At 63.9% G+C, this 12,935-nt stretch carries 10 protein-coding genes; 4 read left to right on the top strand and 6 right to left on the bottom strand.

The features are described from left to right. Window positions 1–65: 65 nt before the first annotated feature. Window positions 66–3,566: a response regulator gene (locus tag CY658_RS26830; RefSeq protein WP_101493073.1), complete on the bottom strand. Its 3,501-nt coding sequence runs from the start codon at window positions 3,564–3,566 to the stop codon at window positions 66–68. A gap of 141 nt (window positions 3,567–3,707) precedes the next feature. On the opposite strand from CY658_RS26830, the gene CY658_RS26835 reads away from it, so the two are divergent. From CY658_RS26835 to CY658_RS26850, 4 genes are all read left to right on the top strand, one after another. Beyond that, window positions 3,708–6,044: an ATP-dependent DNA helicase gene (locus CY658_RS26835; RefSeq protein WP_101493074.1), complete on the top strand. Its 2,337-nt coding sequence runs from the start codon at window positions 3,708–3,710 to the stop codon at window positions 6,042–6,044. Continuing rightward, window positions 6,022–6,642 (top strand): alpha-ketoglutarate-dependent dioxygenase AlkB, encoded by a 621-nt coding sequence (locus tag CY658_RS26840; protein WP_101493075.1) that lies wholly within the window; start codon window positions 6,022–6,024, stop codon window positions 6,640–6,642. The genes CY658_RS26835 and CY658_RS26840 overlap by 23 nt, the downstream gene beginning before the upstream one ends. A gap of 90 nt (window positions 6,643–6,732) precedes the next feature. Then, entirely contained in the window at window positions 6,733–7,044 is a 312-nt protein-coding gene (locus tag CY658_RS26845) for a plasmid stabilization protein (protein ID WP_101493076.1), read from the top strand. 13 nt (window positions 7,045–7,057) lie between these two features. Continuing rightward, the gene (locus CY658_RS26850) at window positions 7,058–7,924 is read left to right on the top strand and encodes an NmrA family NAD(P)-binding protein (protein ID WP_101493077.1); all 867 of its coding nucleotides are present in this window, start codon (window positions 7,058–7,060) and stop codon (window positions 7,922–7,924) included. Between the two features lie 2 nt (window positions 7,925–7,926). On the opposite strand, the gene CY658_RS32580 is transcribed toward CY658_RS26850, so the two are convergent. The 5 genes from CY658_RS32580 to CY658_RS26860 all read right to left on the bottom strand — a co-directional run. Next, a complete protein-coding gene (locus CY658_RS32580; protein WP_180839059.1) occupies window positions 7,927–8,331 on the bottom strand; it encodes a hypothetical protein in 405 nt (134 codons plus the stop codon). A 319-nt stretch (window positions 8,332–8,650) separates the two neighbouring features. Then, a complete protein-coding gene (locus CY658_RS32585) occupies window positions 8,651–9,088 on the bottom strand; it encodes a hypothetical protein (RefSeq protein ID WP_143713796.1) in 438 nt (145 codons plus the stop codon). Between the two features lie 287 nt (window positions 9,089–9,375). After that, window positions 9,376–10,059 (bottom strand): hypothetical protein, encoded by a 684-nt coding sequence (locus tag CY658_RS32590; protein WP_143713798.1) that lies wholly within the window; start codon window positions 10,057–10,059, stop codon window positions 9,376–9,378. Continuing rightward, window positions 10,056–12,269: a M23 family metallopeptidase gene (locus tag CY658_RS26855; protein WP_101493078.1), complete on the bottom strand. Its 2,214-nt coding sequence runs from the start codon at window positions 12,267–12,269 to the stop codon at window positions 10,056–10,058. Before CY658_RS26855 ends, CY658_RS32590 begins: the two co-directional genes overlap by 4 nt. Before the next feature lie 11 nt (window positions 12,270–12,280). Next, window positions 12,281–12,935, bottom strand: a 655-nt coding sequence (locus CY658_RS26860) for a DUF2345 domain-containing protein (protein WP_219589617.1), incomplete at its 5' end; no start/stop codon positions are given.

Here is a 12,935-nt window from a genome sequence, read left to right on the forward strand (position 1 = left end):
GTCGCTCAGTGGCTGAGGCTGCACGGGCGCGTTGGCCGGCGCGAGGGCAGGGAGGGGCTTGCGGGTCACAGGCGCTCCATCTTCGGCATCCACACGCGCAGCAGCGAGAACAGGCGCTCCAGGTCCACCGGCTTGGCCAGGTAGTCGCTGGCGCCTGCGGCCAGGCATTGGTCGCGGTCGTCCTTCATGGCCTTGGCGGTGATGGCAATCACCGGCATCTTCACGAAGCGCGGGTCGGCGCGCAGCCGGCGCGTGGCTTCCAGGCCGTCCATCTCCGGCATCATCACGTCCATCAGCACGAGGTCGATCTCGCTCACCTGGTCCAGGCGCTCCAGCGCTTCGCGGCCGTTGCGCCCGATCTCGACCGTGGCGCCGCGCTGCTCCAGCGCACTGGTCAGCGCGAAGATGTTGCGCACGTCGTCGTCCACCAAGAGGATGGTGCGGCCCTCGAAGATGCGGTCGCGCCCGCGCGCCGTCTTCAGCATGCCCTGGCGCTCGCTCGACAGCTCCGCCTCCACCTTGTGCAGGAACAGCGTTACCTCGTCGAGCAGCCGCTCGGGCGAGCGCGCGCCCTTGATGATGATCGAGCGCGAGTAGCGCTGCAGCTCCGTCTCTTCGTCGCGCGTGAGGTTGCGCCCGGTGTAGACGATGACGGGCGGGAATGACACGATCTCTTCCGCCGCCATCTGCTTGAGCAGCTCGCTGCCCTGCATGTCGGGCAGGCGCAGGTCGGTGACCATGCAGTCGAACACGCGCGTGCGCAGCAGCGCCAGCGCCTCTTCGCCGGAGCCGACCGCGACGATCTCGATGTCGTCGTCGCCGATCAGCCGGATCACGCTCTCGCGCTGCAGCGCGTCGTCTTCCACCAGCAGCACGACCTTGACCTTCTGCGTGAGCTTTTCTTCCAGCCGCGCGAACACCTTGGTCAGCTCTTCGCGCGTGGCCGGCTTCAGCGCGAAGCCGATGGCGCCCATGTGCAGCGCGGCGGCCTGTGCGTTGTCGGCGGCCGAGACCACGTGGATCGGAATGTGGCGCGTGTGCGGCGAATCCTTGAGTTTTTGCAGCACGTCCAGGCCGGTGCTGTCGGGCAGGCGCATGTCCAGCAGGATCGCGTCGGGCACGAACTGCGTCGCCAGCTCGAAGCCGTCGGCCGCGCCGTGCGCCACCAGGCAGCGGTAGCCCAGCTCGTGCGCCAGGTCGTACAGGATGTGGGCGAACTGGGGCTCGTCTTCGATCACCAGCACGCGGCGCACCTGGTCGCGCGGAATCGAGCGGTCGTCCGCGAAGCGCGGGGCCGGCACGACGGGCGGCGGGGCAGGGGGCGCGAGCGGCGGCGGCGACAGCACGGCCGGCGCATGCGACGGCGAAGAAGTCGACATCGAACGCAGCGTGCCCACGGGCATGGCCGGTGCGGGCATGGTCTGCGGCGCGCGCGGCGGCAGTTGCAGCGTGAAGGTGCTGCCCTGGCCGGCTTCGCTTTTCACCGTCAGCGTGCCGCCGAGCAGCTGCGTGAGGTCGCGCGAGATCGACAGGCCCAGTCCCGTGCCGCCATAGCGCCGGCTCGTGGTGCCGTCGGCCTGGCGGAAGGCTTCGAAGATCAGCTCGTGCTGTTGCGGGTCGATGCCGATGCCCGAGTCGTGCACCGCAAAGGCCGCGCCGCCGTCGGCCGTGGCCGACACCGTGAGCGCCACTTCGCCGCGCTCGGTGAACTTGATCGCGTTCGACAGCAGGTTCTTCAGAACCTGCTCCACCCGCTGCCGGTCGGTGACCAGCAGGGCCGGCGTGTCGGGGCGCAGCTCCAGCCGGAACTCCAGGTTCTTGTCGGTCGCGATCGGGCGGAAGGTGCTTTCGAGGCTCTGGGCCAGTTTGTCGAGCGGCACTTCTTCGGGCACCAGCTCCAGCTTGCCGGCCTCGACCTTGGCGATGTCCAGGATGTCGTTGATGAGCACCAGCAGGTCGTTGCCCGAGGCGTAGATCGATTCCGCGAACTTCACCTGTTCCAGCGACAGGTTGCCCTGCGGGTTGTCACCCAGCAGCTTGGCCAGGATGAGCGCGCTGTTCAGCGGCGTGCGCAGCTCGTGCGACATGTTCGCCAGGAACTCCGACTTGTAGCGGCTGGCGCGCTGCAGCTCGTCGGCGCGGTCTTCCAGGTCGCGCTGCACGCGGCGCAGCGCGGTGTTGCGCTGGTCGAGTGCCTCGGTGCGCTCCGACAGCTGGCTGTTGGTCTGCTCCAGCTCGGCTTGCTGGTTCTCCAGCATGGCCTGCGAGGCGCGCAGGGCGCGCGACTGTTCCTCGAGCTCTTCGTTGGCGGTGCGCAGCTCTTCCTGCTGCACCTGCAGCTCTTCGTTGAGCTGCTGGGTTTCGGCCAGCACGTCCTGCAGCTGCTCGCGGTAGCGTGCCGCCGCCAGCGAGGTGCCGATGTCGTCGGCCACCAGGTCGAACAGCTGTTCGCTGCGCGCGTCGGGCGTGCCCGGCAGGCCCAGTTCTAGCACGCCGTTGACGGCGCCGTCGCTCGTCACCGGCAGCAGCAGCACGGCCCTGGGCGCCATCTCGCCGAGGCCGGAGTTCACCTTCAGGTAGTCGGCCTGCACCGGGTCGATCAGTATGCGGCGCCGCTCGGCCGCCGCCTGGCCGACCAGGCTTTCGGTGGGGGAGAACACCTGCGGCGAGGCTTCGGCCTCGCTGGAGAAACCGTAGCTCGCGGCGCGGCGCAGCGGGCCGTGGCGTTCGCGCACATAGAGCGCACCGACCGAGCTGCCGAGGTGGCGCGAGAAGAACGCCAGGATCTTGCGGCCCATGTCCGGCGCGCTGAGTTCGCCGACCAGCTCGCCCACCAGCTCGGTCTGCGCGTTGCGCAGCCAGGCCTCCTGCGCCAGGCGCTCGGCGTGGGCCGCCTGCTCGCGCAGCACCACGTCGTAGCTGTCGGACAGCCGCATCAACTGCCGGCGCCCGAAGAACGCCACCAGCCCCGAGTACACCAGCGTGAACAACAGGAACAGGCCAACCACCCACCAGCTCGTGCGGTTGGCCTCGGTGTTGCGCTGGAAGCGCAGCGTCTGCTCGGTGTCCATGAAGGTCGTGAACTCGGCGCGCAACTCATCGGTCAGGCGCTTGCCGCGGCCCAGCCGGACGGTGGCCTGCGGATCGACGCCGTTGCGTCGCGCCTCGATCATTTCGCGCGCGAAGGTCAGCCACGACTCCTGCAGGCCGGCGATGCGGTCGACGCGTTCCACCTGCTGCCGGTTGTCCGACACCTGGCGGCGCAGCGCGTCGGTGTCGGCCTTCAGTCGCGGCAGGGCGGTCTGGTAGGGCTCGAGAAAACTCTCCTCGCCGGTGATCAGGAAGCCGCGCATGCCCGTCTCCATATCAATGGAGCGACGTTGCAGTTCGCTGGCGGCGCGCGTGACCTGGTCGGTGTGCTCGACCCAGCTCAGGCTCGACAGCAAGTACAGGATCAGCGCGACGAAGGCCACGGCGCCGACCAGCCCACCGAGCAGCGGCAGCTTGAGGTTGCGGCTGAGCAGGCGGTCGAATTCGACGGGGTCGATCGCGGAGGGAGTTTTCATGGGCGCATTTGTAAGCAAAACTTGTCAAGTCTTGCCGAAAAACGGCATTCGACCTGTCGGAGAAGACCCCGATAGCACTTTGTGTGACGTATTGCCGCATTCGGTGCTCGCTATACTGTGATTTCATCCAGTATCGGCAGCATGCCTTCCGAACCCCAACCCCCCTCTCCCGCCGCGTCTGCCACCGTCTCGGCGGCGCACGTCGTGTCCGTCAAGGCCTTGTGCGCGTTCGGCGCCAAGGCGGGCGATCTCGACCTGCGCTTCGTGCCCGCGCCCAGCGCGCTCGAAGGCATGGCCGGCCACGCGCTGGTGCAGGCGCGGCGCGGCGGCGACTACCGCAGCGAGGTGCCGCTGGACACCACCTGCGGCCCCCTGCGCGTGCGCGGCCGGGCCGACGGCTACGACCCGGCGCAGGCGCGGGTGGAAGAAATCAAGACCTTCCGCGGCGACTTCGACGCCATCCGCGCCAACCACCGTGCCTTGCACTGGGCGCAGGTGCGCTGTTACGGCTGGATGCTCTGCGAGCAGGAAGGGCACGACACCCTGACCGTCGCACTGGTCTACCTCGACCTGGCCAGCGGCGACGAAACCGTGCTCGAAGAGCAGCACACGCGCGACACCCTGCGCAGCCACTTCGAGACCCTGTGTGCCTGCTACAGCGACTGGGCGCAGCGCGAGGCAGCGCATCGCGGCGCGCTCGACGAGGCGCTGGCGCGGCTCGAATTTCCCCACGCCGCCTTCCGCACCGGCCAACGCGAACTGGCCGAGGCGGTCTACCGCGCCGCCGTCAGCGCGCGCTGCCTGCTGGCGCAGGCGCCCACGGGCATCGGCAAGACGCTGGCCACGCTGTTCCCGTTGCTCAAGGCGCGCGCGGCGCACCGGGTCGACAAGGTGTTCTTCCTCACCGCCAAGACCTCCGGCCGGCCCGTGGCGCTCGATGCCTTGCGGGTGCTGGGGCAGGGCGGCGCACGGCCGCGCGTGCTCGAGCTTGCGGCTCGCGAGAAGGTCTGCGAGTACCCCGACCGCGCCTGCCACGGCGAAGCCTGCCCGCTGGCGCGCGGCTTCTACGACCGACTGCCCGCCGCGCGCGCCGAAGCCGCACGGGCGGGCTGGCTCGACCGGGAGGCGCTGCGCCAGGTCGCGCTCGCGCACGAGGTGTGCCCCTATTTCCTGGCGCAGGAGATGACGCACTGGAGCGACGTCATCGTCGGCGACTACAACTACTACTTCGACAGCAGCGCCTTCCTGTTCGCCAGCATGAAGGACGCCAACTGGCGCGTCGCCGTGCTGGTCGACGAGGCGCACAACCTGCTGGAGCGGGCGCGCGGCATGTACACCGCCAAGCTCGAAGGCGCCGCGCTCGAAGAAGCGCACCGCGTCGCGCCCGCCGCCGTGCGCGGCCCGCTCGCACGCCTGTTCCGTGAATGGGACACGCTGCAGCAGGCGCAGACGGCCGACTACGACACCGCCGACGAGATCCCCGAGCGCTTTCTGCGCACGCTGCAGGCCGCCAACACCGCGATGGCCGAGCACTTCGCCGCCACGCCCGACGCGGCGCAAGGCCCGCTGCAGCGCTTCTTCTTCGACGCGCTGCACTTCGCGCGGCTGGCCGATGTCTTCGACGACCACTCGGTGTTCGAGCGCACCTTGGGCAGCACGCAGGAACAGCGCGGTCTGGCCATCCGCAACCTCGTGCCCGGACCGTTCCTCGAAGGCCGCTTTGCCGATGCGGTGTCGGTCACCTGCTTCTCGGGCACGCTGTCGCCGTTCGCGTTCTACCGCGACGCGCTCGGCCTGCCCGAAGACACGGCGCTGCTCGACGTGGCCTCGCCGTTCAGCAGCCGGCAGCTGCGGGTCGAGGTGGCGACCGGCGTCTCCACGCGCTTTCGCGACCGCGCCGGCTCGCTGCGCCATGTGGCGGACATCATCGGCGCGCAGTTCGAGCGCCTGCCCGGCAACTACCTGGCCTTCTTCAGCAGCTTCGACTACCTCGACAAAGCCTGCGCCGCGTTCTCGCTGCGCCACCCCGGCGTGCCCGTGTGGGCGCAGACGCGCGGCATGCGCGAGGCCGATCGCCACGGCTTCGTCGCGCGCTTCGAAGAGGGCGGGCAGGGCATCGGCTTCGCCGTGCTCGGCGGTGCGTTCGGCGAAGGCATCGACCTGCCGGGCAGCCGGCTCATCGGCGCATTCGTCGCCAGCCTCGGGCTGCCCCAGTACAACGAACTCAACGAGATCACGCGCGAGCGCATGCAGTTGCGCTTCGGCAAGGGCTACGAGTACACGTACCTCTACCCGGGCCTGCAGAAGGTGGTGCAGGCCGCGGGCCGCGTGATCCGCACCGAGGCCGATACCGGCGTGCTGCACCTGCTCGACGACCGCTTTGCGCGCGCCGAGATCCGCGAACTGCTGCCGAGCTGGTGGCATGTGCAATTGGCCGGGGAGGCAGAAGAAGTCGATGCGCGCCACCCGACGCCTTGAACACGCCGGCCAGCCCGACCTGTTCGGCGAGGCGCCCGTCGCAGCCATCGAGGGCCTGCGCTACGAAAGCGAGTTCTTGTCGCGCGACGAAGAGGCCGATCTGCTGCGCATCGTGCAGGGCCTGCCGCTCAAGGAGATGCGCTACAAGGAATACACCGCGCGCCGGCGCGGCACCAGCTTCGGCGGCAGCTACGACTTCGACACCAACCGCCTCAAGCCCGGCGCGCCGCTGCCCGAGGTGCTGCATCCGCTGCGGGCCAAGGCCGCCGCCTGGGCCGGCGTCGCGCCCGAAGACCTCACGCACCTGCTGATCGCCGAGTACCGCCCCGGCACGCCGCTGGGATGGCACCGCGACGTGCCCGACTTCGAAGACATCGTCGGCGTCTCGCTGCACGGCGATGCGGTGATGCAGTTCCGGCCGTACGTGCCCGGCGCGCCCGCCTCGGGGCCGGCCGCGCTCGAGTTCCTCATCGAGCCGCGCTCCGTGTACCTGCTGCGCGGGCCGGCGCGCTGGGCATGGCAACACGCCATCGCGCCGACCGAGGCGCTGCGCTACTCGATCACATTGCGCACCCGCTCGCACGCCAGACTGCGCTGACGCGCAGCGCCTGCCTCTTCCGACCCACGGCGCCGCACAGGCGGCCAGCATGAAGGCTTCTTTCATCCCTCTGATCGAAGGAGCACTGACATGCCAAGAGGCGACAAGTCGTCCTACACGGACAAGCAGAAACGCAAGGCCGAGCACATCGAGGAAGGCTACGAGCACCGCGGCGTGGCCAAGGACGAGGCCGAGCGCCGCGCCTGGGCCACGGTGAATGCCGAGACCGGTGGCGGCAAGAAGAGCGGGTCGGGCCGCGGCCGGCCCGAGAACCACGCGCCTTCGCGCAAGGGGGGTCGCCTCGGTGGCGCCGCAGCGGCACACCGCACCGCCGCCGAACGTTCAGCGTCCGCCAGGAAGGGCGCAGCCACGCGCAAGCGCAACGCTGAAAAGCGCAGCTAGAGAAGGGCCACCCATGCACATCATTCTTGGCGCGACGGGCCACGTCGGCTCGGCGCTGGCGCAAGCGCTGCTCGCGCAGAACCAACCCGTGACGCTGGTCACGCGCGACGCCCGCAAGACCCTGGCGCAGCAGAACAAGGGCGCACGCGTGGCGGAAGTGGACGTGTTCGACACGGCCGCGTTGCACCGCGTGATCGCCAGCGGCACGCGGCTCTTCGTGCTCAACCCGCCGGCCGCGCCGTCGACCGACACCGTGGCCGAGGAGCACCGCAGCCTGCGCGCCATCCTGGCCGCGATCGAAGGCTGCAAGCTCGAGAAGATCGTCGCCGCCTCGACCTACGGCGCACAGCCCGGCGAGGGCATCGGCGACCTGGGCGTGCTGTACGACATGGAACAGGCGCTGGCCGCCGGCCCCGTGCCGCTGAGCGTGCAGCGCGCGGCGTACTACATGAGCAACTGGGACGCCTCGCTCGACACCGCGCGCACCGAGGGCAAGGTGCACAGCATGTACCCGCCCGATTTCAAGCTGCCGATGGTGGCGCCGCACGACATCGGCGAGTTCGCGGCCAAGCTCATGCTGGCCCCGCCCGAAGCCTCGGGGTTGCATCACGTCGAGGGACCGAAGCCGTATTCGCCGGCTGACGTGGCAGCAGCCTTTGCCGCCGCGCTGGGCCGGCCGGTCGAAGCCGTGCAGACGCCGCCTGCGCAGTGGGAGGAGGCCTTCCGCGCGACGGGCTTTTCGGAGCCGGCGGCGAAGTCCTATGTCGAGATGACGCGGCTCACGCTCGAAGAGGCCTACGAGCCGGCGCATGCACCGAAGCGCGGGGCCATTTCGATGGATGCGTACATCGCCGGGCTGGTGAAAAAGAGCAGCGGCTGAGATCAACGAACGGCATCTAAAGTCTTCGCGAAGCGAGCCTTTTCTTCAAACGGAAAGCACTCCGCAACGACAACTGTTCTGGAACTCGTGGAGCGAATGGCTGTGGCGCATTCCAAGAGGAAGCCTGGGGCTCCACGTTGAGCGCCATATTCGATTTTTTCCGAAGAAATGGACCATTTTTTGTAGTGGCGCGCCTTTGATGTCGGGAGGCGTTTGACAACGTAGTCCACAAGAGGTGGTTGAAGTAGGGGGCTTTGCGTCTGCGGGCTGCGAGAGCCAGTCCCAATACCGGCCACCGCCTTCACGGCGTCCAGCGTTTTTGCATAGGCGACGACCAGCTCTCGTCGGTCAAACGCGGAAGCGTAGGGCGATTCTGGTTTGGGGCCGAGGTACTGTTCGATGAGCACCCATCCTGAAGCTTGGCACCCCATCCGATCGAGTCCATCCGCCGAAATGGTGGATGCGGTAGGACATTCGACGGCCGCCCCGTCTGCCATGGCTGCATTCGCGGCAACTGCGAAAAAGAGACAAAAAAGGATCTGCTAGATCGCATCATTCAAACGACCCCAAATGCTGTTGGACATAGATTGGCGCTCTGTATCGTTCTTGTGTTGCTATTCTGCGGTGAGGCATCTCGACTTTTTCCCACCCCGTGCGTCGAGTTTTTGAGATCGGTATCGCCTCGGTCAGATTGCGTTGCCTTGGTGTGCGCACGTTGATAAGTTGCTAACGCTTCGATGGGTCTGAGGTTGGCGCTGCATCTTCCAGGAACTCAATTTCACGCAGCATCCTCAATGCGTAAGGAGTTGGATTGAAATTTCTTTTGTTCTCGATGAATTCAATATATCCGAGGACGCTTTCTCCGCAGATGGCTTTTGATTCTCGAGCCATGCAGTAAAACAAACGCCTTTGCCGATAGCGCTCGTCTCCTATTGTGTCGTCAACCGTGATTGCCCAGCCTTCCGAGTTTTTTGAAACCAGCGAAAAAAAATGAAGCGCATTCTTCTCAAGAAGCTCTTTCCCACCATTCCCCATGTTTGGCGCCCAGCTTCCCGTTGGCAAACGAAAAGCCCACCCCTTTTTGACCAAGTCTTCGTCGAGGTGGTAGCAGTTGAAGTCAAAGCTCCAATTTCCACTATCGGAAAATTTTGGAGTTGCTTTCAAGGAAAATCCCGCGACGCCTTTACTTTGGCTGGACTCGTAGCCAGACCGAAAATGTGCACCACTTGGAACTGTCAACGAAATGCGGCAGCCCGAGCCGAGATTTGCAATTTTTGATTCGCTTGGGCGAATATTTTCTAGCGGCGATTTTTTCGAAGGTTGACCTGCCGCGGGCGACTGAAAGACTACGAAAGAAAAAAAGATGAGCCTTTTTATTGAAATCTCCTTTTTCCCCGCACGGATGGGGCGATAGTGGGGCGCGCCAAGCCTGACTCTCAGTTCGAAATCGTCTACTGCACCAGCTCGATAGATCGGAACAGTTTTTCAACAGCGTCGACCTCTTCGAGCGCCACGCTGTCGTTGACCCTCAATAAAGCAGAACTATAGGCTGCGGAAATCCTGTTTCTTTTGAAAAAAGAAAAGTGCTTCTCCATGAATTGAGGTTCATTTTTTTGGTTTCGATAAATTATCGTACACACCAAAAAATCCCCAGAGTTATTCCTCCAGTGCTGAATTTTTGCATCTGGATTTATTACCCCGCCTGACTCTTTTATTACTTCTGTGGCTCTTTGCTGGTATACGGGCCACTCATTGACTGCTTGCAGAAATTTGCTTTCATCAAATAAGTACCTCTTTCCCTTGGCTTCATATTTCACAAAATCAAAAATTGGCCCCGGAGGAGTTGTTCGATCTTTTCTCGCATACAAATACGGTTTCTTTTCTTTTTGATTCCTCTGCTCCGAATCTCCATTTTCCCTCTCTAGTTTTACAGCCAAAACCCGGGCTTCGGCGTTCTTCCATTTCTGGCACTTCTCATCATCGAGAGAGGATTGAAGTTTGCTCAAACTAAAGCCAGAGGTTTTGAATTTTATTGAATCGCATAAATTGAAGCTCTCGGCTTCACTGGCATGAAGGCACGCGGAAAAAATGAAACTCAGAGGCAGAAGATAAAAAATACGAAGAAATTTTTTCATTTAATCCTCTTGAAATTATTGGGGGCGATTGAGGCATCATTTGTGGCGTGCCATGCATGCAAGAAACCCGGCCACCGAAGCTCGGAAAAATGATATTGAGCCGGATTAATGCATTTCGTTACCTGTCTCGCATCCTCCTCCTGCGTGCCTTGATCTGCCCAAGAACTTATCCCCAATTTTCCCATTGGAATGAGCTTCTTGTTTTTTCCCATGGAGTATCGTTGCTTTGAAATCCAATAGTACCCGCTGGCATCGCAAGTCAAATTTGCATCCGTCGCAAGCGATGAAGAACCGGCATCCGTCAAATAGAGATTCGAGTCGCCTTTGAATTTGCCGTAGTTTTCATAGTTCGACCTGCCTGTGATTTGAATGATTCCACGCCCTTTGAATCTTGCTCCATCTCCGATTTCCGTGTTTCCCAACTTCGTGCCTTGATCAGTTCCAGGCTCATACTTATCAAAATAGGAGGCTCCGCCTTTTTCGATCATCGACTCAAGCCTGCCAGTTTCTTCAATCAATTGACCGAAAAGATGAGCTGAGCGCAATGATGAGGCAAGCCCATGCTTGCGCATCATTTTCTGAAGTGGAACATGCAGGCCTTGCGGTCGCCCGCCTTTTGCGGTGATTGGCAAAGCAGTTTCCAGATAAGAAACGATGGTCGATCGAGTTATCAAGAGTTTGTCCACGTTCCGAACCAACCTCACAACATCATCTTTGCTCAGCCACCCGCATTTCCTGAAGTGTTTGATGAACTCTCTCGGATGAAAGTGCCAGTGCTTGATCGTCAGGCGCGCCTTGTCCTCCGCGGGCAACTCCTCCCAGAAGCAAAGCTTTTGCGCAAAGTCGGTCATTTCCGTGAAGTCCGTCTCGTCCTCCAATGGGTACGGCATGTGAGGGTTGCCCTTGTCGCGTGTCCACGCCCAGCGTTTGCGCACCTCGTCTTTGGCCCACTCCGTGGGGAACTTGCAGACCGTCTTGGCCAACTTCGCCTGCACCGCGGGTTTGCACAGGTTCTGCTTTCGGTTGGCTGCCTTTTGCTCGGGCGTGGTTGTGGCGTTCTCCGGCGCTTGCGGTGTCGGCACGGACGGGCCAGTCATGTTCGGAGGCCCGCTGGGTGGTGCCGTGGGCTGGGCCGCTGGGGCCAGCATGGCATCGATCAGGGCCGAGTTGCACTGGCTGTTGTCGTCCTGGGTGTCATCGTCAATGAGCTTCCAGTCCGTCCAGTGGGGGAAGTCTGCGTCGCTGAATTTTCGGGTGTTGCTGGCGTTCAGGTCGAGCCAGACGCCCCCGGGCTGTCCGGGGACAGCGACCTTGCGCCAATGGGCCGCATCGTTGGGCAATGGGTCGGTGCCCAGCTTGCGGCCGAAGCGCAGCAGCTCGTACCAGCCGCTGGGGCTGCTGGTGGCTTGGACGCTTGCGCTGAGGCGACCATGGCGCGTGTTCGCTTCGGTGTAGAGGTTGTACTCGGCGTCGGTTTCCACAATGCCCGCACTGACGACCTCGCCCGTGAGTTGGTAGGTGGTCAGCGTGGCGTTGGCAGCCTCGTACCTGATGCCGACGATCAGATCGGCACCGCCGCTGTCACCTGCCGCCGCAGGCAGGGTCGCGCCGGTTGGTTGTGCGCTGTGGTACGGGCTCTTGGCGGGCACCAGCACGTAGACCTCGCCGTACACCGCGTCGGTGCGACCGTCACTCGTGAGCGGCAGATCGCCGGTGTTGCGACCCACGAGGTTCCGGGTATCGGCATCGCCAGCAACGATCTCCAGGTGAATGCAGTTGGCCCGACCGTAAATAGTGCCGGCCAAACCCAGCTTGTCCTTGCGGTAGACGGCCTGATTGACGGCCGGCAGATTGGCATCGAGCAGGCGCAGATGCTGATAGATGGAGTAGTAGACAACCTCGACCGCGTTGGCGCCGTTAGCACCGATCTCGGTCTTGTGGCGAATGACGACGCACCCCGTCGAATGGTCTTGCGCGTCATAGCGCGCGGTGCCGCCATCGCGCCGGAAGATCACGATGCCATCGGCGATGGCGCGCACCGGTTCGTCGGCTGCGGGGGCGTTGATGTGGATGCCGCCGTGCCAGGCCATCGCCTGGCTCACGGGAAAGGCGCCGCTGCCAACGATACCGCCAGGCATCACGTCGCTGATGCACTGTTCGCTGTAGACGGGGATGTCCGGCTGGGACAGAAAGGGTGGGCTGATGATCATCGGGTGCTCGCCTAAACCGAAAACTTGAACTTGCGGGGCGGCGGTGTAGTGCTCGGCGGCTCTTCGAACACCGCGATGCCCGTGGGCAGGGCCGGCAACTTTGCGGGCTTCCCTCCCGGACCCACGAAACTCTTGCTCGTCCCCTTGATGTCCAGCAGCCCCGGCATCTTCAGCGTGATGTTCATCCCATCCAGCTCGATGCTCGTCTGCCCACCCTTGAGCGTGATCTTCTTCTGGGCCAGCACGTGGATCTCGTCGTTGCTGCTCGTGACCGTGAAGCCTTCCTTGGCCAGCCATTCGAGTTCGTCGGTGTGCGCCTGAACGCTCACCGGCCCGTCTTGTGCGATGACCTGGATACCGCCTTCGTGGCTGTACAGGCCCACGGATTTACCAGCAGCCAAGCTCACGGTCTTGCCCGCTGCGACGTGGGCCTGCGCCTGCGCAGTCCAGTGGATCGCCTCGCCCGCGTACACAGTTGCGCTGGCAGGCGTGGCCATGTTCAGGCTCATCGCCGCATCGAGCACCATGAGCGGTCGTGCGAAGGCGGGCACGCGATCTTGCCCTTCGCGCGAACCTGCGCCTTCTCCACCCTTCGGCTCGCGGGCGTCCTGTCCGTTGACACTGCCCGGGTAGTGCCCGTTCTTTTGCGGATCGATGTCGTCGATG

Origin of the sequence: Variovorax sp. RO1, assembly GCF_002849325.1 — a bacterium.
Classification (GTDB): Bacteria; Pseudomonadota; Gammaproteobacteria; order Burkholderiales; family Burkholderiaceae_C; genus Variovorax.

Bases quoted from the DNA above. Each gene is read 5' to 3' on its own strand.
- CY658_RS26830 (WP_101493073.1), bottom strand. From the start codon at position 3,566: ATGAAAACTCCCTCCGCGATCGACCCCGTCGAATTCGACCGCCTGCTC.
- CY658_RS26835 (WP_101493074.1), top strand. From the start codon at position 3,708: ATGCCTTCCGAACCCCAACCCCCCTCTCCCGCCGCGTCTGCCACCGTC.
- CY658_RS26840 (WP_101493075.1), top strand. From the start codon at position 6,022: ATGCGCGCCACCCGACGCCTTGAACACGCCGGCCAGCCCGACCTGTTC.
- CY658_RS26845 (WP_101493076.1), top strand. From the start codon at position 6,733: ATGCCAAGAGGCGACAAGTCGTCCTACACGGACAAGCAGAAACGCAAG.
- CY658_RS26850 (WP_101493077.1), top strand. From the start codon at position 7,058: ATGCACATCATTCTTGGCGCGACGGGCCACGTCGGCTCGGCGCTGGCG.
- CY658_RS32590 (WP_143713798.1), bottom strand. From the start codon at position 10,059: ATGAAAAAATTTCTTCGTATTTTTTATCTTCTGCCTCTGAGTTTCATT.
- CY658_RS26855 (WP_101493078.1), bottom strand. From the start codon at position 12,269: ATGATCATCAGCCCACCCTTTCTGTCCCAGCCGGACATCCCCGTCTAC.